The following is a 19,789-nucleotide window of genomic DNA, read 5'->3' on the forward strand; positions in this document are numbered from 1 at the left end:
TATCCACTTTGTTGCCTGTTTCACAATCGTACTATTAAGGCAAATGCGAGAATTTTTGCGATGCCGCTGATGTAAGCGTGGGCGCTCCCACACTGAGATAAAGAAAACGTCAAGGGTGTATAAGTCCTTTATTGACAGAAATCCTCTGACATGAAAAAGGTGTATCCACTTAAAGCGCCGTGAACGAGCGTGCATATAGGGAGAGGATCATGAAGCTTACCGTTAAAGCCGCCTTGGGCTTCACTGTTGCGATATCAGCGCTCATTGCTCCGGCAAAAGCACAGGAGGCTGCTCCGGACTCAGCGAATTCGGCCAATGTGACCGCACCGACTGATGCTAGTGGCGAACCGGTCCAGCAGGGAGTGGGGCTGGCTGACATCGTCGTCACGGCGCAAAAGCGGAGTGAAAGCTTACAGAAAATTCCTGCTGCCGTGACAGCCGTAACAGGTGCTGCTCTACAACAGCGCGGAGTTACCAATCTTGCTGCCGCGCAGGAACTCGTCCCAGCCGCTCGCTTCCATCAGGAGGGCAACACCGTGCAAGTGTTCTTGCGTGGCGTCGGTTCCAACCTCGACTTTGCGAACGTGCAGCCCTCGGTTGCATTCAACTTCAACGGCGTTTTCATCCCGCGCGAAGGCACCAGCGTCGGGCTGTATGACATCGATCGACTGGAAGCGCTGCCAGGGCCACAGGGTACACTTTACGGCCGCAGCGCAATCGGCGGCACAGTCAACGTCAGCTTCGCCCGCCCTGAGTTCACGAACAGTGTGAGCGGCACCTTTGAAGCAGGCAATTACGACCTGTATCGTGGCACGGTCGTCGGCAATCTTGCGGCTTCGGACAGCTTCGCGATTCGCGCGGCAATCGATTACACGCACCGTGATGGCTACATGGAAACGGGGTCGGACTCGCGCAAAGACTTTTCCGCCCGCATCAGCGCCTTGTGGCAGCCTTCAAGCGACCTGACGGTTTACTTGTGGGGCTACACGGCTGCAAAGAATGGCAACACGTCGAACCTGGTGAATAAAGGTTCACGCGCGATTTACGATGCAAATGGTCAGTTGCAGGGATTTGAGTATGACGAAAACGCGTTCCTGCGGGACGATCCCTATGACGATTTGCGGCCCGGAGCACTGGCTTCTACCGCACCCTTTGGTCAGCCCACGCCATCCACACAGGATTACAAGAACTGGGTGACGGGCGCGCAAATAGATTGGCGGCTCGGCGATGGGATGACACTGACCTACATTCCAAGTTATTTCTACCTCAATTCCACAGTCAATGTGTACTGGCTCGGCGTACTGCCCGCGTACAAGCAAGACATCTATCATGCCACCACGCACGAGTTGCGGCTTGCGGGCGATGTCGGTCGGGTAAACTATCTGTTGGGCCTTTATGGCTATCGCACGGTCCAGAGCGGCGAGGCTTTAGTGGGTACGACGATGGGACCGGATGGACCTGCGATACCCGGTACGCCATTTCCTTTCCATTCGAGCAATGTGCAGCGCAACCGGCTGAAGGGCGCGGCTGTTTTCGGTCAAGTAACCTACACGCTGACCGATCAGCTAAGGCTCACTGCCGGCGCACGCTACGGCACGGATGACACGAACGCACGGGGCATCTCGCTCGACGACCAGGTAACGCCTTACACCTTCAATGACTCGATCAAGCGCTTCGATTACAAGCTAGGCGCGCAGTACGATATCGCTCCCAGGATCATGCTGTATGTGCAGTATCAGACGGGTTATCAGCCGCAGACCTTCAACGAAGTGGCTGACCTTCCCGGTCGTACCAACCGTGTCCGCACGGGAACGCTGAAGGCGATCGCCGGCGGCTTCAAGGCGCGGTTCTTCGACAATACGCTGCAAATCAATGATGAGATTTTCTTTTCCGAATACCGGAACCTCGCCCAGCAGGCCTATGATGCCAGCAAGCTCTTCAATCCAATCTTCAACGCTGGCAAAGTCACCATCCCCGGCAATCAGCTTGACGTTCTGTGGCAACCCACGCCCGACGATCGCATCAACTTCTCTGTCAGCTACATCAAGAACCGGAACAAGGATTTTGTTACGCCCAGTGGCGTCAGCTATAATGGCCTCTCCGGCCCGTATGCGGCAGACTGGACCATTAATGGCGGTATCAGCCATGACTTCCACTTCACGTCTGGTTATGTTCGCGCTCAGGCTGACGCGCGTTATGAAAGCCACTGGTATGCAGATTTCGTTCACAATCCTGGTACGAGGCAGGATGCCTATGCCAAGGTCAACGCGGCGATCACTTATTACTCCGATGACGGTAGTTGGAATGCCGGAATTTGGGGACGCAATCTTACCGATAAGGTTGTGATCGCGGCTACTGCTGCTGCCGGTATCCCTGGTCCTGCCACTGCCTATCTTGACTCGCCACGGACTTACGGCCTGCGTGCAGGGTTCAAGTTCTGATGGGCACGCTCGACGGCAAATCGCTGATCGTGACGGGCGCAGGGGGCGGCATCGGTGCCGCGGCGGCGCAGGTGCTCGCCGCGGCAGGCGCCCGCCTTGTGCTCAGTGACAATAATCGGGAAGCTGGCGAGGCAGCGGCCGATGCTGTGCGCCGGGGGGGCGGGGAAGCAATCTTCATACCGGCGGATCTTGCGTCCGAGCAGGAGATTGCTTCCCTTGTCGCGCGCACGGTCGACACATACGGAAAAGTGGATGGGGCGTTCAACAATGCCGGGGTCGAGCAGCGTAACAAGCCGCTCGACGAGCTGACCCTGGAAGAGTGGGAACTGGCGATCCGCATCGATCTCACCGCGGTATTCCTGTGCATCAAACATCAGGTAAAGGCGATGCTTGCAGGTGGTGGGGGATCGATCGTCAACACGGCGTCGTCGCTCGGTCAGGTAGGGTTGGCCGGAGCCTCCGAATATTGTGCGGCCAAGCATGGCGTGGTCGGCGTCACGCGGGCGGCCGGTGCGGATTATGGCTCGCGCGGCGTTCGGGTTAATGCCATTCTACCTGGCATTACCGCGACCCCCATGATCGAGCGGTTAAGCAAAGACGTGCATCTTGCCGATATTTTTGAACGATTGAAGCTCCGGCACTCCATGCACCGTTTTGGCCAACCAAGCGAGATCGGCGACGCTGTGGCCTGGCTGTTGTCCGATCAGGCTTCGTTCGTGAACGGTGCCACTATTGCCGTCGACGGCGGCTATCTCTCTATCTGACGGAGGTCTACTATGTACGCGCTCTCCTACGCCATCCCAGTCAATCCGCCGGGCGCGGACCCAGTGCTGGATCGCGAACAAGTGTGGCGGGGTCTTGAGATGAAGGCCGAAAATGCGCTGCCCTTCGTGCCGGGCATGACTCAGTGCGATGTTGTCGAGCGAAAGGACAACATGATCCTTCGCGATGTTACCTTCAAAGGCAGTTCGCATCGTGAAGAAATCCTGCTGCACGCGCCGGTGCAGGTGCAGTTTGAGCGGGTAGGCGAGAACGGCTTTATTCAGAACACCATTTCGGATTCAGACGCTGGGCTGCAATTAACCTTCACCTTCGGTCTCAACTTTCCCGATACGGAAGCAGGTTCGGAAGCCGAAAAGGCCAAGGGTAACGAGATGAAGGGCGCGTATATCGGCGCGGTCGCGGCCACGCTCGATCGCGTACGCCAGATGGTGCGGGACGGGGAAATCTGACGACGAACGTAGTCTGCCCAACCGCTTGCACTGAGACGGAATGCGCCGCTCAAATACCACCGGTGGGCAGCGCCTAACGACGTAAAACACAAGTAAGGGAGAGGAAGATGGTCGCAGATCATTGGGTCTTGGAGCGGTTTCGCGCCGTCGACCGGAAAGACATTGATGGCTTCGTCAACATGCTGACCAATGACCACAAGTTCGTCTTCGGCGCACGGCCGCCGGTGATCGGTAAAGACGATGCCCGCACAGTGGTCCTGCATTTCTGGAAGATGATCGGTCGCCTGCGCCACAATATCTGGCGAATTACCGAAAGCGACGATCTGATCTTCGTGGAAGCCAACGTCGATTACGAGCGATTGGATGGCAAGGTCGTCACCGTGCCCTGTTGTGACGTTATCCGCACACGGGGACGTCTACTGTGTGAACAGCGCGCCTATTTGGATCAGAGTGAGGTGTTCGCCTCCGCGCTGGAAAGCGATCGCCGCTGGGACGCGTGATAGCAAGGTCAGCGCTAAGGAAGTTCGAAGATGAACAAGACGACCGAGGGGTTTGGAGACTGGAGTTGCTACTCCGCCACTCCCGCCGAGAGCCTGGCCCTGTTCGAAGCGGCGCGCGGCTGCCCTGTAGTACACAGTGAGGCACATGACGGGTTCACTTTGCTGCTGGACTATAAGGCAGTGCGGAAAGCAATGGCCGATCATCGCCGCTTTTCTTCGGAACCGCAGGTGTTGCGGCCGATGCTGCCGCGAAAACCGATCCCCGCTCTGGAAATGGACCCGCCGCGCCATTCCGCGTGGCGCGCCATCTTCTCCAAGGCGTTGCCGCCTGGGACGGACGCACGCATGGAACCGTTTGTGCGGGCAGATATCCGCCGCCATCTTGGACGAATAGGGCCGACCGGCGCTTGCGATATCGTAAAGCAAATTTGCGAACCGGTTCCTGCGGAAACGATATGTCATCTGGTAGGCGTGGATGAAGCGAAAGTGCCGGCCATCAGGCATGCGGCCATCAAGATGTTCGCGGCGCAGGGCGATCCGGAGCTGTTCGGCCAGCAACAGGCCGCCTTCGGCGCCCTGACGATAGGCGAAGTCCACGACCGCCGTGCTCATCCGCGCGAGGATTTCCTGACATCGCTTGTTGGGCTGGAAGTGGAGGGCAGGGCACTTGATGACGATGACTTCGTGGTCCTGTTCGCTGCATTTCTGGGGGCTGGTCACCATTCGACCAGTTCGGCCATGGCCAGCCTGATTTGGGCGGTCTTTTCCGACGCGACACTACGCAACCGGCTCAGAGGCGACCGCAGTCTCATCGGACAGGCGGTAGAGGAGACATTGCGTCTTTATCCGCCTTTCTATGGATTCTTCCGTCGCACGACTTGCCCGATCGAAGTGAACGGCGCTGAAATACCGGAAGGGCGCGACATCTATATGGGCTGGGCTGCGGCAAACCGCGATCCCGAGCAGTTCGAACGACCCCATGTCTTCGACATCGGCCGAGCCTCCACACGGCATATGGCGTTTGGCTTCGGTATCCATAGCTGTCCCGGCGCAGCTCTCGCGCGCATGGAACTTACCGTTCTGCTGGACGAGTTGTTGGATGCTCTGCCGGATCTCTCTCTGGACGGTCCGGCCCCGGCATTCGCCTTTGGCGGGGGTGACTATTGCTACTTGCCCTCCCTGAACGTGCGCTTCACCCCCAAACTGATCGTGGAGGCTGTATGACTGACGAAGAAAAGCTCGCTCTGATTTGGGACGAGCGATCCATAACAAAAACAATGCTTAATTTTGGGCGCGCACTCGATATTGGCGACTGGCCACTCTATCGGTCCACATTTACGGACAACATATTGGTCGATTTCAAGCGGCTGACGACCTTCGATGAAATTCAGGTCAGCGCGGACGATTGGACACGGTTTGCTGAGTTGATCCTAAGTCCCGTGCGGCGACATCACGTGTTCACTAACTTCGATATCAAGGTCGAGCGTGATCGCGCTTTCGCTATCGTCTACATGACCGCGCGTCATTGGAAAGCGAGCGATATGGGGGCGTCGGAATACAATCAATATGGTTGGTACGATGTCCATTTCGTCCGCCAAGGCGAAGAATGGAAGATCGCCCGGATAAAGCATGATTTTCAGTGGGTTTCAGGGAACAACGCGATGTTCGACATGAGCGAACCGAAACTGGCGGAAAATATGAATTTGGTTTTCTGTACGGCTAATCGCGATGCGGCAATCAACGCCCTGAAGATCTGGTAGCGTTGCGCAGCATAATCATGCGGGTCGGAAGAACCGTTACCGACCAGGCAGGAGGCGCTCGACCAGTGCCGCGACGTCGCCGATCCTGAACGGCTTGCGCAGGAAGGCGGCGTAACCAGAGCAATGCTCGGCTACGGCGGGTTCGGGCAGCGAGCTCATAATGGCTACAGGCACTTTGGACAGTTTCTGATCTGCCGCCATTTTCGCGAGTAGTCCGGCACCGTCCATGACGGGCATCATATAGTCGGAGAGAACCAGATCGGGGGGTTGCTCGGCCATACGCTCAAGCGCGGCGCGTCCGTTGATTGCGGTGAGTACCGTATGACCTTCATCCTCCAGAAAATCCTGCAGTACGTCGGCAATACCGAACTCATCATCGACGATCAGCACGACGGCCACCGCTATTTCCCGCCAGTTTCGCCATTATAGCTAAGCGACCGGCGGGGCGAACGACCCTCCAACAGCTCTGCCAGTATGGCTTCTGAATTACGTGCATCCGGATCTACTACTATGCCTGATTTCTCGATTCTGAAGGTGCGCAGGGATCGATCGATGGGGCTGAGCCGTGCCTTGAGAACCGTCATCATGCGGTGCAACCGGGAGCGCAACTCGACGTGACGCATCATGATGATGTTTTCTACAATCGGGGAGAGTCCCTGAAGCGCAAGCCCGCTCAGCGGTGTGGCCGCTTCATGATAACCCAGGTCCACTTGGACGCTCCAGAGCGTCGTGACGTTAAGCGCGCGTAACTCATTAGAGAGAGCCGTCACAACATGGCTGACACGTGCAGGGTCAGACGCAATTTGCGTAAATCCATCTATGCCGTCGATAAACACTCTGCGAACATTATGTTGCCGCACCGCTTCCAGAAGATCGGCGCAAACTTGATCTAATATGCCTTCAGTCGTCGGCCACCATTTCACTGCAACATTGCCACTGTCGATGTGCTGGGGGAGCAGCATCCCGAGGTTTCCGGCTTGCGCATGGATTGCTTCGGGCATTTCGTGCATGCCAAAGAACAGGCCGGGCTCCTTGGCGCTACATCCGTTCAGAAAATGCATTCCGAATATAGTCTTCCCGATCCCAGTCGGCCCGACCACGGCAGTGGAGGAGCCCCTGACGATGCCCCCGCCGATCATCTCATCCAGACAGGCAATGGATGTCGTTAGCCTGTCGGTGGGATCCAGCTTCTGCCGCCCTTTAGGCCGCTCGAACAGAGCTTCGGTGCGGGGGAAAACCACGATGCCGTCGTCGTTGATGCGATAGGCATGCTGCCCCCGGAGGAAACCCCCGCCGCGCCGCTTGTGTACCTGAAGGTGACGCTCGGCGCGGCGACCGTACAGTTCGCTCTGCATCTCTACCACGCCATCCACCATCGTGTGCTCGGCGGCTCGGGGGAGGCTTGCGGCGCTTGCACTGGTGAGCAGGAACATCGTGCAGTCCGCCAATGTGGCCTGCGTTTGTAGCTCGTGAATGAATTTCTTGAATTCGCGAGGACTTTCTGCCGTCTCTTCAACGGCGACAAGGCCGTCCAGCACGACCACGCCGGCCTCGCGCCTTTGCACTTCGCGGCGCAAGACGCTGAGCAGACCCTTCAGCCCTTCTTCCTCCAGTACGCGGAAGGCGCTCATATAGTAGATGCGATCGGGAATGGCGCCTTCATCAAAGAACGCCAGTTGCCCAATATGCCCGAGCATGCGGGAGTGGCTTTCCGCAAGCAGCGTGACATAAAGGGCGCGGCCTCCGGCAGCGACATGATTATAGCAAATCTGGTTGCCCAGGATGGTCTTGCCCGCACCGGGTTGCCCCTGAATGATGGCAATGCCACCCCGCACGAAACCCCCGCCCAGAATGGCGTCGAGACCTTCGATTCCGGTCGGACCGCGTGCCATAGGCTCGCGCTTTGATCCTCTGTCGATCAATGATCCACTGTCCGTCATTCTGCTACCGTCATGTCGCGCTGGAGGGTAACGATAAAAGTCGAACCAAGGTCCGGCGTGCTCTCAACTTTTATGCCGCCCCCCATAGCCTCGGCAAGCCTGCGGACGATCCACAGGCCCACGCCGAAGCCGATGCCCTGTTTGCTGGGATCGATCGCACGCTCAAACCGCTCGAAGATGCGAACCTGGTCTGCTTCGCTGATGCCCGGTCCGGAGTCGTGCACGCGGATAACAACTTTCTCGCCTTGTATTTCTGCGCTGACGTGGATCGGCTTTCCCTGCCCGTATTTGATGGCATTCGAGATGAGGTTCTCCAGGATCTGTTCGAGGGCAAGACGATCCCATGTACCGCTGATTGTCTCCGGCACTTCCACCGTCATTTGCGAGCGAGCATAGCTGGCGAGGGGCGCGAGGCCGCGGACGACTTCATCGGTCAGCATGAAGAGATGTACCGGCTCCGGAACCAGCTTGAGCTTTCCCGTCGTGGCGCGGGAGACATCTAGCAGAGTCGTCGCCCTCTTCATGTAACGATCGATCAGCCACTCCAGCCGCTCCAACCCCTGTATCAGCCGATCTGCCGAATGCCGCCCGCCACGCACCGATCGTAGAAGCAGGTCAACCTGACCGCGAATAGGTGTCATAGGGTTTCGTAGTTCATGGGCAGCAATTGCAATGAACGCGTCACGCGCAGATAATCCTTCGCGCAATGATTGGATTTCTTCAGCCAGATCCTGAGATAATATCCCGCTGTCATGCGGCTGGGTTTGTGCCTGCGGTTGCGGATCTGGAAAGTTGGTAGGATCGGGCACGTTGAACCTGACGATATTCGGCAGCACCAGGCTCCCGGGAACACTATCTTGGTAGAGAAAGACCAGGAAAGTTCAACACATCCCGACCAATTTCGCTTGATATCGAATGATCTTTCAAACCTTTAACAGACGTACATTATCCAGATGGCGATGATCTGTGCAGTCCGATGAATATCGGCGCGGAGCGATCTCAAGGCACAAGCGTTCGGGTTTGTCTCAGCAGTGGGAGACAAGTGATGTCGAGAAGTTTAGCGGGGTTCACCGTTACGAAGGCGGGGGAAGAGTACATTATTGCACTGGAAGAGGAGGGTGGCAGCACCGTGGAATTCACGGCTACTTACGACCAGCTCGATCTGATCGCCGATGCGATCGATCAACAACTTAACGAAGATGAAGAAGATGTTCTGGCTGTGGACGACAATGACGCATCTTGAACTGCGAATATCGGTGGTTGCGGTGCGGCGAAATTAAAGTTTTCAGGGCAATCTGGCTTCCAATGGTCATACTCACGACAACCCGACCGGCGCATTTCAGTGCCGGTCGGGTCATGATGCTCAGCAGGCGATGAGATCAGTTGTCTTTTACGCCCACAACAGGAACGTCGATTTCCTTCTTTTCGGTCTCGACCTTGGGCACGTCTACTGTCGTTTCCTTGGTTCCTACGACAACCTTCTTGGAATCGACATCCACATCAGGCAGCGACCCGCCCTTGGCGCTGACGTCCACGTCCGGCAGGGAGCCTTCCTTCACGTCCGCTTTCCAGAACCCTGTTGCGAAAAGAACGCCCACAATCACAGCGATTACTATCAATATGATGGCGATGGTTCGACCTGCGGTAGATTTACGCTCAGTGCGGTATGCGTCGTTTTGATATTCAGCCATCGCGTCCTCCTCTGTTATGACCGAGCTTCGAACGAAAGGAAGCCTGGATTGTTCCGGAAACGATCCGGATACGGTAAAGCAACACGGTGCCTCGGCGATGACCATGCTTTTGCGGGTGACTTGCGCCAGGCTGGCTCCGTAACCAGATGTTCGCTTGCAGATCCTCCGGCTACGGGGTGATTGAAATGAAAGGATACTCGTGCACGTGCGCCCTTTTGGTTTAAGGAAGAGTACCTGTCTGCAACCGCGGGGAATTACCTCAACGGCTCATTACCGTAGTTTCCTATTCGCCGTGTGCTGTACCTATACAGATGTGGACAGCCGTTAAGATGACGAGACGCAACCCTTACTATCAAGGCCCAGTTATCGATCATTTCGATGGCTTCCGCTTTTTCAACCCTGGCGAGCCGGGTACGGACAGAAACCTACAGAAAGTCCTAAGATGGCAGCGTTCAGCGATGCCCAACAACTGGCCGAAATGTGTTTCCATCGCACCTGTGATACCCGATCCCCGAACGGACGATCTGTGCGTGACGATGGTGGGTCACGTGACGCTCCTGATCCAGATAGCTGGGATCAATATCCTGACCGACCCCGTTTGGTCAGATCGCGCCAGTCCTGTGTCGTTTGCCGGTCCCAAGCGCGTGACTGCCCCTGGCATCGCGCTGCACGATTTGCCGCCGATCGACGTGATCCTCCTGTCGCATAATCACTATGATCATCTTGATATCGCGACGCTACGGGTGCTACATAAAGATCACGCGCCGTTGATCGTTACGCCACTGGCAATGACAGCATCGTGCGCCGTCGCATCCGCGATGCGCGGATGGCCTTATACCGCTCTCCGATGAGCCTGACTCATTTGGAGGATTCCCAAAGCGGTGAATTTCTGAATTTATGTCTGCCGTTTGGAGGGCATTGCCATGGGTGCAGCGATTGTATTGCGGGACGACTTTGATGCGGCATGTCCAGGACCGCGCTGAGCAACGCGATCGGCAAGCTCGAGCGCCAACTTGGGATGCGCCTGTTCAACCGGACCACACCGAGCGTCTCGCTGACGGACACGGGCCGAACGTTCGTCGGCCGAATAGGCCCGGCGCTGCAGGACATTCATGACGCTATGGAGATTGTGCATTTTCAGCAGGAAGTGCCTTCGGGAACGTTGCGCATCAACGCCTTCGCGACAGCGGCACGCGAAATCATGGTGCCGCTCATCCTGCCGTTTTTACAACGTTATCCACAGGTACATTGACCTGGTCACTGAAGGGCGCCTGGTCGATGTCGTTCGCGACGGATTAGACCTTGGTGTTCGCATCGCCGACTTGGTCCCCGCTGACATGATCGCCATGTCCCTTGGCCGCTCTCGGCGTTTTGCAGTCGTGGCAACACCGGATTATTTCGAGAGCCGGGATGCGCCCAAGGTTCCGGCGGACCTTCGTGCCCATCAGTGTCTGCCTGAGAGACTGCCGAACGGCGCGCTGTACGCTGGCATTTCGAAAAGAATGGCCAAGTCCTTCAGGTTGACGTCAATGGCCCGATCACGCTTGACGAAGCGAGCCTTGCGCCGATCACCGTTCTGAATAGCATCGGGAGAGGATTCTTCATGGAATCCGATGTTGAAGACGACCTCGCCAGCCGTCGGCTGGTGCGGGTTCTGGAAGATTGGACGCCGCCACTCGCGCCGTTCGCCCTCTATTATCCAAGCCGGCGCAATCCCTTCGCCGCGTTCAAGGCTTTTATCAGCCTCGCGCGTGAAGTCGCCGGCACTAGTGAGACATAGCGCGGCGCCGGGTGAGACCTGACAGAGTCATTAGCAAGTTCGACCCTTTGTCGCAGTTCAAGTACCAACTTTTGTTTGCCAAGTGCCGACCGCCTGCATCACCCAACAGACTGGACGATTGCCGTTTGTCGGCGTCGGATGAGGGACAGTGGAAGGCCGCGCTGCCTGAGCAATCTGGATTAACTTGGTTACAACTGCAGGGGTGATCAAGCCTCAAGCGGAGATTTCCCTTGGCCAACATTGCTCCATTCAACATTTCCAGTGGCGTACATCACGCCTGCCAGTGCGACCAACAGAAGCACCGATCCGATGAGCAGGGACCATGCCTCAAGGTTTAACAGCACGAAGAGCAAGGCGTACAGGCCGACGAGCAGCGCACCGATGAAACGCCCGCGCCGCCAGCTTTTCAGCACCGCAGCACTGTAGGCAGAGAGCAGCCCGATGATCGCTCCGGCACCCAGCAAATAGGCGGCTGTGAACCCGATTATCTCTGCGAATGCCAGCAGCAGCACGAAGAACAGCACGAGCGCTGCCCCGGTAAGCAGATATTCCGCTGCCGCAACACGCGCCCCGCCGACAATGTCGAACAACAGGAACGCCAGGAACGTGAATCCGATAAACAGAAATCCATATTTTACCGCCCGGTCGACTTTGGAATAAAGGTTGATCGGCTCGATAAGCCCGACGGTCACGGCCCGCGAGTTGCCGCTTATGGCCTCCGACGGTCCACCAAGGCCTCGGGCGTTAGATGCACTTTCAGCCACCGGTGCCAAGGCGTAACCGGCATCGCCATCCACTAATGGCGCGCCTAATTCTTCCATATCCACCGGGGGCTGTCCCAACGCCAGTTTGTCGATGGCATATCGTGCCGTAAAGCCGCCGTCCGAGACCGCGCGCCTTTCGGGCAAAAAGGCTCCGCCGAAACTGGGACTTGGCCAAGTCGACGACACATCCCACCGTGTTTTGCCGCCTCGCGGAACCAGACTTAGTGAGCGGCTCCCGTTTAAACCGAAATCATATGTCACGACCAGTCTGCCCACGCCATTCCCGGGCAGAAAAGCAAAAAACCCCTGTCCACCGGTAGCCCCCGGACCTTTGCCCGGCTGCACGACAAGCGGCCGTCCAGCAGCCGATAGTGCGCCTCCGTTGGTCAACCCGCGAGCGTCTGAAGCGCCCATCCGCAATTCCGCACGATCCCATAACAGGCGGTCGGCGGTGATACCAAAGCGCGGCAGGTCCAGCGGCAATTCGAATTGGGCGGTCCCCTTGATGCGCGCGTCGTAGAGCACGCTGCGATAGATCGATTTGCGGCGCTCTTCTGGGCTGACGCTGGTCGTGACGAGATTTTCGGTTAGGGAGATGTAAAGCAGCTTCTCGGTCTCAACAGTACGGGAGACAGTCTGTCCATTGACCTGTTCCGCCTGCACCTGCGTGATGCGAAACGGTACGACGACAACAGGGCCGGCAATAATCTGCGGTCCGCCCCAACCTGCATTGATTGCGTCTTGGGCCGTCTGTGACTGGCTCTGTCGATCCCACACAAGAGCATATACCAGCATCAAAGGCACGATAAGCGCCAATGCCACCAAAGCTGCGAATAAAAGTTTGATGCCGGGCGAACGGGTTCGGCGCATCCCTTCAGCTAGGCCCTCGATCATTGCCGCCCCACAGAACTTGGTCATCCCCATCCGTGTATACGTTGCGAAATGGGTAAAGCATAGACGCGCTGCTTGCATGGACCATCAGTTCAATTTCGACCAAAGCCCCGGTCTTTCAGCGCCGCTATTCCTTGGATGCAATTAATCGGGTGGAGCTATTTGAGGAGGGGCAGACCCCATCGAACTGCAAATTGCGCACCATCTTTTCTTGGGACTAGCCAGAACTGAGGCAGGTCCTGGCTATCGTGTCATAAGGCACGAATGATTGAAAATGGTCGACGACCGATTGGCAGCTTTTGATGGCTACGTTTCGGTCCGAACACATGCGCTGAACTGAAGCGCTTCGAACCGCCGCTTTACGCTTTGGCCGCTGTTTCACGTGCGGGACGGCACCCAGTGATGTCTTGGGAGAGCATCGCGAAATAGTCCGCAACGATCGCGTTATTCTGCTCGTCGGTCCAATCACCGACCACCGGCGGTCCCAGCAGGATTTGGCGGGGAAGGAGGGGGCTCGGATCATGCTAGCAGTTGCGTGGGCACGCCGAGAGTAGGGCCGGCCTCAGCGAGCTTTTGATCGAGCGTATGAACCGTTGCACCATGTTCCGATGCGGTGGCGAGATGCAGCGCATCGCCAGCGCGAAGCCCCAGCGTATGCTGATCAGCAAATTTGGTCGCCGTCCGAAAATGCTTGCCTGTGACCGGAAGCGCCGTGAAGCTATCGGCGACCAGTTTGTTGAACATCGCGAGCGCCGCCGCCCACTGCTCCAGATCGATCTGTCCGGTTCGCAGCTTGATCGCCATGGCAGATGACATTTCGGTGACGGTCCAGTCACTGATCAGGAGTTGTGCGGGATCCTGCTCCTCCAGCGAGGCCTGAACGCGCGGCGTCATTGCTTCATTGAAAGGGCCGCAACGATCAGCGACGTGTCGAGATAGTGCGTCAGTAGCGATCGCCATCGTGCATCGATCGTACTAGATCGGCAGCATCCTCGGCCTGAAGCGGCATGGTTGCGGTCAGGGATTTCAGAAGGGCCGCCTCGATCCGCTGCCGCGGCTTTGCTACGGCGGTGAGCCGTGCGACCGGTTTACCCCGCCGGGTAATGTCGATCGAATCTCCCGCCTCGACCCGATCCACTAGCTCGCTCAGATGGGCTTTGGCATCTGCCAGATTGGATCAGATCCATGTCACGCTCCTGACAATAGATAGTCATATATCGCACTGCGCTAACAATTCCAGTGAGAGGTTTTTGATGCGCCACGTTCTTATTCGGCAACAACTCTATGACATGATCTGGGAACGTGCCGTGTCAAAGGGGCGCGGGAACTCGGCATTTTCGACGTGGCGCAAACTCTGCGTGAAACATGCAATACGCTTGCCCGGTGCCACCTATTGGACCCGCCTCAACGCGGAGTATCCCGTCAAGCACAAGCCGCTGAGCGTCGCCAAAAGACTTTAGAGACCGGATCGTCATCGAAGCTCGGCCTCTTCTGCCGCCACCGGCCCCGGTGGAAGCCGCCATTGCGATTGCCAAGCAGCCAGTCGGATCGGTGGTTATGCCAGAAAAGCTCCATCCCCTGGTGAAGAAGACACTTTCGCTCGCCCAGAAGGCCCAATCCGACCGACATTGAGGGTATTGCTAACGAGCGGTTCTATGGACGGACAAGAATCTCCCTATTGGGCCTTTCTGGATTGGGCCCAAAAACGGCTCGACAAAATGAACGCTTGGCTGCTGCGCGAGGTGACTGCTCGCGAACTGGAAGGCATCAAAGCGTTCTCGCCGCCCAACATTCCGTCTAACGGCGACCAGTAGAAGTGACGGATTGCGTGCGGCCTCCTACTTAGCCGCGGTTCACGGGTCGTGATTGACGCCGCCGGACATCCGGTCTCCCCACTATCCTGGCGCGACCTTCGAAACATGCCTTGGGACACTCCTCAAGCCAGTTGTCGATCTCTTCAAGATTCCGAACCGCACAGCGCGGCGAAAAGATTGAAAAATATTATGACGGGTGATTTCAAAATGCTTAGGCAGTGGAACAATCGAGTGGGAATGATTTAGGAGCCAGAGGAGTTCCTGCGCCGTAGTGATCACCAATATCCCGGCGCGGGCGTCGCGACGAAGCGATTGCGACCCGAAGGGCACTTCGCCACAAGGCACGGTTCGCCAGCAAATTGCTGGCGATCGACGATAGACCTGTCGAACTGCGAACGGCCGAAGCTCGACCGCCACGCGCCGGGAACCTCGCCGGGATACCGCTGCAAGCCACCTCCCATACAGGGAATAGGTAAGGGGATAACAGCATGGATCGGGGCATCCGATCGCACCCCGCGAGGACAACTGAGCCGCAACAGCGCGGCAAGGGTTCGGCGCTCTGGCCTGTAGCATATTGTGCCAGACCGCTCATCAGGACGTCGCAACTGTCATGGCTGGGGTTCCCCGGTCCTGGTCGCCGACGTAAGTGGTACGGACAATACCCGGTCGTCGGCCGGACCAGGTGTGTCGCCGCGCCCGTCTGTATTGTTGGTGACGAACCAAAGGGTTCCCTTTGGTCCTTTGATGACATCGCGGATACGCCCATAGATGTCTGTATAATACGCCGTCGTGACCGCTTGTCCGGCTGCGTCTATAGTCACCGACCAAAGCCGCTGACCGGTCAGCCCGGCGATGAAGAACGTGCCGTTGATATAAGCAAGACCGCTTGGCCCCATTTCAGATGTAGGCCATTGTACGACCGGGTCGGTGTATTCCGGTTTTCCGGCGCGGCCCTCGACGGCTGGCCAACCGTAATTCTTGCCGGGCTCGATCCGGTTCAGTTCGTCCCACCCCTTGTCGCCGAACTCCGTCTCCCACAACTGGCCCTTGGCATCCCACGCCAGACCCTGTGGATTGCGGTGGCCAATCGAGTACACAACCGATCTCTCGATTGGGTTGTCCTCAGGGACTTTGCCTTCCGGGGTCATGCGCAGAATTTTGCCGGCAAGTGATCCTTGGTCCTGCGAGAGTGCGGGATTTCGCGTCTCGCCGGTGGTGACGTACAGCATCCCATCGGGTCCAAAGGCAATCCGGCCCCCATTATGTCCGCGTCCTACGGGTACGCCTGTGAACACAATCTCGGGATTACCCAGCGCGCCGTTCGCATAGGGCATGCGGACGATCCGATTGTCCGACACGGTGCTATGAAAGGCATAAAGCCAGACAGTTCCGCCCGTTTCGAACGCGGCGAGGCCGAGCACGCCACCGTCTATCGGTGTGTCCACGCTAGGGACCTTCCGAAGCTGTCTTGGCCTTTCACCGGGTCGGAAGGCCACGATAGTCATTTTGTCGCGCTCGCTTACGAGGGCTTCGTCACCGATGAGCACGACTGACCAGGGGACATCCAACCCCTTGGCCACGCTCGTCGGTATGCCTGATGGCGAGACGCCGATCCCTCCAGCTTCTGTCGAGTTGGAGGTCGCCTCAGACGCGGAACAGGATGACAAGGCCAATGGAGACGTTGCGAGAAGCAGGAGTGCGAAGCCGCTGGCGCAAGGCGAAGAATTTCGCCTTCTAACGTCACCGCCTGGGACCGGCGTTTTCGGCATACTGCGCCAATATATGACCAATGCACCAACTCCCGCCGAAGATGAAGATGTCGTGCAAGCAACGAGAACAATCAACTCTTGCACCCTGTGACTGCCATCGCGGTAGGTCGTCAGGCTGACGATTGGCTTACAATTGCGTCAGCTTCATCATTGTACTGGCATGTCGTGCCGCAAATCGGCGGCACGACGATTGCCTAACGCTTGTAATGAAAGAACGTCGCCTTCAATTGCCGCGTGCCCGCGCCGCCCGCTCGTTCAGTTCGACCAGAGCAGTATCAAACCGGCCTTCGGCTTCTGCAAAGCGCTGGAAGTGGACACGCTGGACCAGGATTTCGGGCGGGGTCGGTTGCTGCCGGAAGAGCGCCATCACTTCATCCGTAAACTCGTCGAGGGGAAGATAACCTGGGCGATTTTCCTGGCCGGGCGTCAGACCTGTCTGCACCGCAGGCGGAGCGAGTTCAATCACCTCTACCTTTCCCTTCAACGCCGCTCGCATTGCGACGGTGTAGGAATGGATCGCAGCCTTTGTGGCATTGTAGGTTGGCGTCGCGATCAACGGTACGAAGGCAAGTCCCGACGTGACGTTGACGATTGTGGCGTCGGGTTGGCTCATCAGATGATCGATCAGCGCATTGGTCAGCCTGATTGGCCCGAGAAGATTGGTCGTGATCGTCGCCTCCGCATCGGAAAGATCGCGCACATGATCCAGCGGCTCGGAGCGCATGATACCGGCGTTATTAATGAGAATGTTCAGCGCAGGATGCGCGGTCAGCACTTGATCCGCAAAGGCGGAGATACCGTCTGCGCTCTCTACGTCCAATTCAAGAACGTGCATGTTCTCGCGGCCCGCTGCCGCCTTCTCTAATGTCTCTCGCCGCCGTCCGGCGACGACCACCGTGTTTCCTACATCGTGGAAGCGATGCGCCAAGGCTTCGCCGATGCCCGAGCCGCCGCCGGTTATGAGGATGGTATTGCCGCTCGCCTTCATGATTACGCTCCTTCGACTTGGAGCCGCTTATCTAATGCACTAAGCTCCAACGGGAAGAAGGCACCTTAAAGTTCTATACTTACCACAAAGAGAGTGAGCTATTATGCCCGGTATTCCTTTCAGCGACGACACTATCCGCCAGGCACGTCGGATCGCAGAAACCACGCCGCCGGATGATTACGACCCTAGAGTGGAGGCGTTGGTCAATGATCTGATCGGTCGGGTAGCGGACAAATGGACGATGATTATTCTGGATGTGCTGCATGAACATGGGGAGCAACGCTTCACTGAACTTGCCCGGCATGTACAAGGCATTAGCCAGAAGATGCTGACTCAGACGCTACGGCAGATGGAGCGGGATGGGATGGTCACCCGAACGGTTCATGCCGTAGTGCCCCCGCGTGTCGACTACAATCTCACCGACCTCGGCTCCAGCCTGGGCAAAGCCTTTTGTGGTGTCTGGATCTGGGCGGAGGATAATATCGCACGTGTTGAGGAAGCTCGAGAAAGGTTTGCGGCTCGGACGGGTTCATAGACCTTCGCAGCGCGGTGGCCATCACGGCGCGCAAGGGGGCGTGGTGTCCGAGCGGCGGTTTGCTACCTTGTGCTAAACCTGGGAGCGTCCCCTATGAACTAGTCCGGCTAGAGACCTCTTGTTTTACAGGCAGGCTTCGAGAAATGGCTGGTCGAACCCGAAGCCGCGTGCCTTTTCCAGCGTGTAGGGGCGAAGGCCCATGGCGCGATATTCGCCGATGATCTTGCCGTTCTCGTCCTCGGATATGTATTCAAACTTGAACAATTCCTGGGTGACGATCACGTCGCCTTCCATGCCGATGACTTCGGTGACGTTGGTGACGCGGCGCGAACCGTCGCGTAGGCGCTTGACCTGAACGATCAGGTCCACCGAGTCCGCGATCTGCTTGGAGATCGCTTCCTTCGGGATCTTGATGTCGCCCATCAGGATCATGTTTTCCATACGGCCCAGGCACTCGCGCGGCGAGTTGCTATGGAGCGTACACATGGAGCCGTCATGGCCGGTGTTCATCGCGGCGAGCAAGTCGAAGCACTCCGCGCCACGAATTTCGCCGAGGATGATCCGGTCAGGCCGCATACGCAGGGCGTTCTTTACGAGATCGCCGATCGTGATAGCGCCTTGCCCTTCCAGGTTGGCGGGTCGCGTTTCCAGCGGGAGCCAGTGCGGCTGTTGCAGGCGGAGTTCGGCGGCGTCTTCGATCGTCAGCACGCGCTCGCCCGGATCGATCATCTTGGAGAGGGCATTGAGCATCGTCGTTTTGCCCGAGCCAGTGCCGCCCGAAATCACGATGTTGAAGCGGCACGCGCCCGCGATCTTCAGCGCGGTACACATCTTCTGGTTCATCGCGCCCCATGTCGCGAGGTTGTCCAGCGTGATCGGCTTGGCGGAGAACTTACGAATGGAGATTGCTGTGCCTTTCAGGCTCAGGGGCGGCACGATCACGTTGACGCGCGAGCCATCGGGTAGGCGGGCGTCGGCCAGCGGCGTGGTTTGATCGACGCGGCGACCGACCTTGTTCACGATCCGCTGCGCGATCTGGAACAGATGCTCTTCGTCGCGGAACTGGATCGGGGCAATGGTAAGCTTGCCCTTCTTTTCGATGTAGGTCTGGAGCGGGCCGTTGACCATGATGTCGGTGATGTCGGGGTCGTTCAGCAACTCCTCCAAGGGACCAAGGCCAAGTAGTTCGTCGACCAGCACCTTTTCTAGCGCGAACTGTTCGCGACGGTTCAGCGTTAGTTTCAGTTCCGCCAGCACTTCCATTATGATCGGCCGGAACTCCTCCGCCAACTCATCCTTGCTGAGCGTCGCCGCGGCTTCCGGATCGACGCGCTCCAGCAGGCGGGGGAGGACCTGTTCCTTTATCTTGTGGACAGACGCTTCGAACCCTTGCGCTTGCTCCTGCGGCGCATGTTCGAGGTTGGCGCGGTCGGACAGGCGCGACATCGCTTCGGCATTCTTGCGGTCTTGTGGCGAAGCTGCCGAAAGCGGATCACTGGTATCTAACGCGGCGGGCGTGATAGGCGGAAACTGCTCGCCGCCACGAACTTCAGAGTCGCGCGGCGCGGCGCCCACGCCCTGTTGCATCGGGCGAGCTACGCCAAAGGCAGGCTTGCCGCCACCGGGTCCACTCTTCCGTCCAAATGCGCTCATGATGTTCCCACAACGAATGATCGATCGCGTT

22 protein-coding genes and 1 pseudogene are annotated in these 19,789 nt (G+C 57.7%); 12 read left to right on the forward strand and 11 right to left on the reverse strand.

Annotated features, from left to right (window positions below; translation table 11 throughout):
• Positions 1-209: 209 nt before the first annotated feature.
• From C1T17_RS08280 to C1T17_RS08305, 6 genes are all read left to right on the forward strand, one after another.
• Positions 210-2,441, forward strand: a complete 2,232-nt coding sequence (locus C1T17_RS08280; protein ID WP_104953044.1) for a TonB-dependent receptor — start codon at positions 210-212, stop codon at positions 2,439-2,441.
• The gene (locus C1T17_RS08285; protein ID WP_104953045.1) at positions 2,441-3,205 is read left to right on the forward strand and encodes an SDR family NAD(P)-dependent oxidoreductase; all 765 of its coding nucleotides are present in this window, start codon (positions 2,441-2,443) and stop codon (positions 3,203-3,205) included. The genes C1T17_RS08280 and C1T17_RS08285 overlap by 1 nt, the downstream gene beginning before the upstream one ends.
• A gap of 12 nt (positions 3,206-3,217) precedes the next feature.
• Positions 3,218-3,673 carry an SRPBCC family protein gene (locus C1T17_RS08290; protein ID WP_104953046.1) on the forward strand — a complete coding sequence of 152 codons (456 nt, stop codon included), beginning with the start codon at positions 3,218-3,220 and terminating at the stop codon, positions 3,671-3,673.
• Positions 3,674-3,780: 107 nt separating this feature from the next.
• Positions 3,781-4,173: a nuclear transport factor 2 family protein gene (locus tag C1T17_RS08295; protein ID WP_104953047.1), complete on the forward strand. Its 393-nt coding sequence runs from the start codon at positions 3,781-3,783 to the stop codon at positions 4,171-4,173.
• 30 nt (positions 4,174-4,203) lie between these two features.
• Positions 4,204-5,397, forward strand: a complete 1,194-nt coding sequence (locus tag C1T17_RS08300) for a cytochrome P450 (RefSeq protein WP_104953048.1) — start codon at positions 4,204-4,206, stop codon at positions 5,395-5,397.
• Positions 5,394-5,933, forward strand: coding sequence for a nuclear transport factor 2 family protein (locus C1T17_RS08305; RefSeq protein WP_104953049.1), 540 nt, complete (start codon positions 5,394-5,396; stop codon positions 5,931-5,933). Before C1T17_RS08300 ends, C1T17_RS08305 begins: the two co-directional genes overlap by 4 nt.
• Positions 5,934-5,969: 36 nt before the next feature.
• Here the strand turns inward: C1T17_RS08305 and C1T17_RS08310 are convergent, their stop codons facing one another.
• The 3 genes from C1T17_RS08310 to C1T17_RS08320 are packed head-to-tail and all read right to left on the reverse strand — an operon-like array spanning position 5,970 to position 8,709.
• Positions 5,970-6,332 carry a response regulator gene (locus C1T17_RS08310; protein ID WP_104953050.1) on the reverse strand — a complete coding sequence of 121 codons (363 nt, stop codon included), beginning with the start codon at positions 6,330-6,332 and terminating at the stop codon, positions 5,970-5,972.
• A 2-nt stretch (positions 6,333-6,334) separates the two neighbouring features.
• Positions 6,335-7,825, reverse strand: coding sequence for an RAD55 family ATPase (locus tag C1T17_RS08315; RefSeq protein WP_262982736.1), 1,491 nt, complete (start codon positions 7,823-7,825; stop codon positions 6,335-6,337).
• A 44-nt stretch (positions 7,826-7,869) separates the two neighbouring features.
• On the reverse strand, positions 7,870-8,709 hold the full coding sequence (locus C1T17_RS08320) for a sensor histidine kinase (RefSeq protein WP_223262857.1): 840 nt from the start codon (positions 8,707-8,709) through the stop codon (positions 7,870-7,872).
• 209 nt (positions 8,710-8,918) lie between these two features.
• On the opposite strand from C1T17_RS08320, the gene C1T17_RS08325 reads away from it, so the two are divergent.
• Positions 8,919-9,116, forward strand: coding sequence for a hypothetical protein (locus tag C1T17_RS08325; RefSeq protein ID WP_104953053.1), 198 nt, complete (start codon positions 8,919-8,921; stop codon positions 9,114-9,116).
• 136 nt (positions 9,117-9,252) lie between these two features.
• On the opposite strand, the gene C1T17_RS08330 is transcribed toward C1T17_RS08325, so the two are convergent.
• Positions 9,253-9,564, reverse strand: a complete 312-nt coding sequence (locus C1T17_RS08330) for a hypothetical protein (RefSeq protein ID WP_104953054.1) — start codon at positions 9,562-9,564, stop codon at positions 9,253-9,255.
• Positions 9,565-10,061: 497 nt separating this feature from the next.
• Between C1T17_RS08330 and C1T17_RS21615 the strand changes: the two genes are divergently transcribed.
• Both C1T17_RS21615 and C1T17_RS08340 read left to right on the forward strand, forming a co-directional pair.
• The gene (locus C1T17_RS21615; protein ID WP_223262858.1) at positions 10,062-10,415 is read left to right on the forward strand and encodes an MBL fold metallo-hydrolase; all 354 of its coding nucleotides are present in this window, start codon (positions 10,062-10,064) and stop codon (positions 10,413-10,415) included.
• Positions 10,416-10,525: 110 nt separating this feature from the next.
• Positions 10,526-11,344, forward strand: a pseudogene (locus C1T17_RS08340) (LysR substrate-binding domain-containing protein); the annotation flags it as partial.
• A gap of 206 nt (positions 11,345-11,550) precedes the next feature.
• On the opposite strand, the gene creD reads toward C1T17_RS08340, so the two are convergent.
• The 3 genes from creD to C1T17_RS08355 form a co-directional block, all read right to left on the reverse strand.
• Positions 11,551-13,026 carry a cell envelope integrity protein CreD gene (gene creD, locus C1T17_RS08345; RefSeq protein ID WP_223262859.1) on the reverse strand — a complete coding sequence of 492 codons (1,476 nt, stop codon included), beginning with the start codon at positions 13,024-13,026 and terminating at the stop codon, positions 11,551-11,553.
• A gap of 492 nt (positions 13,027-13,518) precedes the next feature.
• Complete coding sequence (locus C1T17_RS08350; RefSeq protein ID WP_104953055.1) at positions 13,519-13,893, reverse strand: type II toxin-antitoxin system VapC family toxin; 375 nt, start codon at positions 13,891-13,893, stop codon at positions 13,519-13,521.
• A 49-nt stretch (positions 13,894-13,942) separates the two neighbouring features.
• Complete coding sequence (locus C1T17_RS08355) at positions 13,943-14,170, reverse strand: type II toxin-antitoxin system Phd/YefM family antitoxin (protein ID WP_104953056.1); 228 nt, start codon at positions 14,168-14,170, stop codon at positions 13,943-13,945.
• 484 nt (positions 14,171-14,654) lie between these two features.
• Between C1T17_RS08355 and C1T17_RS21250 the strand changes: the two genes are divergently transcribed.
• Entirely contained in the window at positions 14,655-14,813 is a 159-nt protein-coding gene (locus tag C1T17_RS21250) for a hypothetical protein (RefSeq protein WP_189338546.1), read from the forward strand.
• Between the two features lie 275 nt (positions 14,814-15,088).
• Here C1T17_RS21250 and C1T17_RS21255 read toward each other — a convergent pair whose 3' ends face one another.
• A complete protein-coding gene (locus C1T17_RS21255) occupies positions 15,089-15,262 on the reverse strand; it encodes a hypothetical protein (protein ID WP_189338547.1) in 174 nt (57 codons plus the stop codon).
• 159 nt (positions 15,263-15,421) lie between these two features.
• Positions 15,422-16,393, reverse strand: a complete 972-nt coding sequence (locus tag C1T17_RS08365; RefSeq protein WP_223262860.1) for a PQQ-dependent sugar dehydrogenase — start codon at positions 16,391-16,393, stop codon at positions 15,422-15,424.
• Between C1T17_RS08365 and C1T17_RS21620 the strand changes: the two genes are divergently transcribed.
• Positions 16,386-16,673, forward strand: a complete 288-nt coding sequence (locus tag C1T17_RS21620) for a hypothetical protein (protein WP_223262861.1) — start codon at positions 16,386-16,388, stop codon at positions 16,671-16,673. The two genes, C1T17_RS08365 and C1T17_RS21620, sit on opposite strands and share 8 nt — an antisense overlap.
• Positions 16,674-16,805: 132 nt before the next feature.
• Here the strand turns inward: C1T17_RS21620 and C1T17_RS08370 are convergent, their stop codons facing one another.
• Positions 16,806-17,570 carry an SDR family oxidoreductase gene (locus C1T17_RS08370; protein ID WP_104953059.1) on the reverse strand — a complete coding sequence of 255 codons (765 nt, stop codon included), beginning with the start codon at positions 17,568-17,570 and terminating at the stop codon, positions 16,806-16,808.
• Between the two features lie 103 nt (positions 17,571-17,673).
• Between C1T17_RS08370 and C1T17_RS08375 the strand changes: the two genes are divergently transcribed.
• Positions 17,674-18,105 (forward strand): winged helix-turn-helix transcriptional regulator, encoded by a 432-nt coding sequence (locus C1T17_RS08375; RefSeq protein WP_104953060.1) that lies wholly within the window; start codon positions 17,674-17,676, stop codon positions 18,103-18,105.
• 123 nt (positions 18,106-18,228) lie between these two features.
• On the opposite strand, the gene C1T17_RS08380 is transcribed toward C1T17_RS08375, so the two are convergent.
• The gene (locus tag C1T17_RS08380; RefSeq protein ID WP_104953061.1) at positions 18,229-19,758 is read right to left on the reverse strand and encodes a CpaF family protein; all 1,530 of its coding nucleotides are present in this window, start codon (positions 19,756-19,758) and stop codon (positions 18,229-18,231) included.
• Positions 19,759-19,789 lie beyond the last annotated feature (31 nt).

Source organism: Sphingobium sp. SCG-1, from assembly GCF_002953135.1.
Lineage (GTDB): Bacteria > Pseudomonadota > Alphaproteobacteria > Sphingomonadales > Sphingomonadaceae > Sphingobium.